This window comes from Magnetococcales bacterium (assembly GCA_015231925.1).
Lineage (GTDB): Bacteria > Pseudomonadota > Magnetococcia > Magnetococcales > JADGAQ01 > JADGAQ01.
Genome location: JADGAQ010000352.1, coordinates 1 through 2,104, shown reverse-complemented (window position 1 = coordinate 2,104; position 2,104 = coordinate 1). Strand labels below are relative to the sequence as shown.

Genomic DNA, 2,104 nt, shown 5'->3' with positions numbered 1-2,104 from the left:
CGTGGAGATGGAGATCTCCGGGAAACTGCCGTACATGCAGCCCGAACAGCGGGAAGTAATCGCGGCGACCTGCTGACGCAGCCGGAAACTGCGATACCATTCCGGGAAATCGGGGTGCTGCACCGGCACCGATTCGGGCAGACGGTAGTCGCAACAGACCGCCATGTCACCGTTGGGCTGGATGGCGAAGTAGAGGTTGGGACTGTCGCACAGGTCGTTGTTGCGGCGTCGCCAGCGCAGGGGCTCTCCGCTCAGATAACGGTCGATGTCGTCGAGATACTCGTCGGAGTCGTAGAGGTACTCCCCGGCCTCCCGCATGGTTTTGACCTGCCGCAGCATCTCCCGCACCCGTGGCAGCCGCTCCGGGGGAAAACGCAGGGAGGCGTCGAAGGTGGCGAAGTTGCGCGGCTTGCCGGGCTTGGTGACGTGGGCGGGCACCAGGGAGAGCATCCAGCCGATGCGGGTGGCGAAACGCAACACGTCGGGAATGTCTTCCAGATTGCGGGGGGAGATGACGCATCCCAGGGCGGCGAAGCCGTCGGCGGGGAAGATTTCGTTGACCAGGGCCATGGCGTTGAGGGCCGCTTCCCAGGAGCGGTCGAAACCCCCGTTGATGCGGTTCTGGGTGAGGGGCCGCAGGGAGTCGAGGGAGACGGAGATGTCCCGCACCCCGATGCGGGCCATCTGCTCCAGTTGTTCCCGGCGCACGTAGCCGTTGCTTTGAATGCGGGGGTGGATGCCCTGTTGCAGGAAGGCCTGGCAGATCTCCGGCAGATCCTTGCGCACGAAGGGTTCGCCGCCGGTCAACAGCACCACCGAGGTGCCGATGCGGGCCAGGTTTTCGGCGATGCGGTGGCACTCCTCCAGGGAGGCCTCCTGCTGATCGGCGTTGGCGTAGATGATGTTGCACTGCTCGCAGGCCAGATTGCAGCGGGCGGTGACGTAGAACTGCACGTAGGCCGGGGTGTCGCGGGTCACCACCGACGAGGCGAGACGCAGCAGGCCGCCTTCAAAGAAGCTCATGGGTGTTCCCGTCGGGTGGCGAGGCTTCTTCCGCTGCGGCGCAGATCACCTCGCGAATGATGAAGTGGGGGCGGCCCTGGACGTTGAGGAAGATCAGTCCGATATACTCCCCCAGGATGCCCAGGAAAAAGAAGTTGATACCGAAGAGCAGCCCGATGGTGGCCAGGGTGGTGGCGATACCCGGCAGGAAGATCTCCGGAAAGAGCAGTCGGGTGACCACCCAGAACAGCACCCAGAGGAAGCCGAACAGCGTCATCCAGAAGCCCAGAATGGCCATCCAGCGCAACGGTTTCATGGAAAAGGAGAAGATGCCGTCCAGGGAAAAACGGATCATCTTGCGCAGGGGATATTTGGTTTCTCCGGCGGCGCGGGGTTCCCGGTCGTAGAGGAAGGCCTCCTGGCGAAACCCCAGCCAGGCGATCATGCCCCGCAGGAAACGGCGGTGTTCGGGCATTTTGACCAGGGCGTCCACCACTTTGCGGTCCATGACGCGGAAATCGCCGGTATCGCGCGGGATGTCGGTGCTGGAGAGGTGAGTCAGAATCCGGTAGAAGATGGAGGCGGACAACTTTTTGAACGGGGTTTCCCCTTTGCGCTGTCGTCGCTGGCCGTAGACCACGTCGATGCCGGCGCTCCAGCGTTCCAGCATGGGCAGCAGCAATTCCGGGGGGTCTTGCAGATCGGCGTCGAGGATGGCCACCACCTGGCCGCGCACCAGGGAGAGGGCGGCGGAGACCGCCATCTGGTGGCCGAAGTTGCGGGAGAGGTCTACCAGGCGGAACACCGGGTCGGCAAGCACCCGGCGGGTGGCGATTTCCAGGGTGCGGTCGCGGGAGCCGTCGTTGACCAGGATCACCTCGGCACGCACCGGCAGGCGGGCGACCAGGGCGGTGAGCCGTTCGAAGAGGGCGTCGAGCACCTCTTCCTCGTTGAACAGGGGGATGACGATGGAAAACAGGGTGTGGTGATTCAGGGCTCTCTTTTCCATGGGGATCTCGATCTCTCCGAAACCGTGCCCGCTGTGGGAAGTCATACGGGGGTCCGGGGGGGATTATCCCCCCCGGCGGGGTTCGGGGCAGCG

Annotated in this window: 2 protein-coding genes; both read right to left on the bottom strand. The window is 64.1% G+C overall.

What is annotated here, in order from left to right:
- Positions 1-1,023 (bottom strand): radical SAM protein (locus tag HQL56_19735; protein MBF0311749.1); only part of this gene is annotated, 1,023 nt, incomplete at its 3' end.
- The gene (locus HQL56_19730; protein MBF0311748.1) at positions 1,010-2,011 is read right to left on the bottom strand and encodes a glycosyltransferase family 2 protein; all 1,002 of its coding nucleotides are present in this window, start codon (positions 2,009-2,011) and stop codon (positions 1,010-1,012) included. The genes HQL56_19735 and HQL56_19730, both read right to left, overlap by 14 nt.
- Positions 2,012-2,104: the final 93 nt, after the last annotated feature.

Coding starts and splice junctions, on each gene's coding strand:
- HQL56_19730 (MBF0311748.1), bottom strand. CDS start 2,011: ATGGAAAAGAGAGCCCTGAATCACCACACCCTGTTTTCCATCGTCATC.